This is a genomic window from Actinomadura rubrisoli, assembly GCF_004349215.1.
GTDB lineage: Bacteria > Actinomycetota > Actinomycetes > Streptosporangiales > Streptosporangiaceae > Spirillospora > Spirillospora rubrisoli.
Window position 1 is genome coordinate 1 of the sequence record NZ_SMKU01000785.1, and the last position, 582, is coordinate 582.

General features: G+C 73.4%; 2 protein-coding genes. Both read right to left on the reverse strand.

The window, feature by feature from the left end; all coding sequences use genetic code 11:
* Positions 1 to 231, reverse strand: a 231-nt coding sequence (locus E1298_RS47485; protein WP_207945309.1) for an MBL fold metallo-hydrolase, incomplete at its 3' end; no start/stop codon positions are given.
* Positions 232 to 255: 24 nt separating this feature from the next.
* The coding region (locus tag E1298_RS47490) for a hypothetical protein (protein ID WP_207945310.1) at positions 256 to 582 on the reverse strand (327 nt) is incomplete at its 5' end.

A 582-nucleotide genomic window follows, 5' to 3' on the forward strand; every position in this document is an offset into this window, starting at 1 on the left:
GTGGCCCCATCCCGTGTCGACGAGGGTGACGTGGCCGTCGCCGGTCACGACGAAGCCCCCGGAGCCCACGGTGAACGGCGCGTCCGGGTCGGTGACGCCCACGGCGGGCATCCACTCCGACGGCTCGACGCCGTTGAACCAGTACCGGCGGGGGCCCTCGGCCACCCCGTCGCTGACCTGCGTTACATGCGTACGGCCGACGCTGATCGTCGCCGACGTCCCGGAAGGCACGCGTCCATCACTCCTGTTCGGTGTCTAGAAAGCCCGCCGGTACTTGGCCCGCCACCGGACCCGGCGCTCCTCCCACGCCCGCGGCCCCGGCGTGAGGGCCGCACCGGCCGGCGGTCCCGCAGGCCGCGCCTCCTCCGCCTCGTAGACCGCGTTGTAGCGGGGGCAGCCCGGTGCCGGATGGGAGAACTCGTGCCAGAGCCGGAAGCGGGTCCCCCTGTCGTAGCCCAAGCCGGAGACGACCTCCGGCAGGTGCGTCCGCGTGTAGAAGTCGTCGAACTCCGCGACCTCCGCGCCGGTCGCGTCCCCGGCCGGGTCCATCCCGACCATCGCCATCCTGCCCGGGTCCAGGTC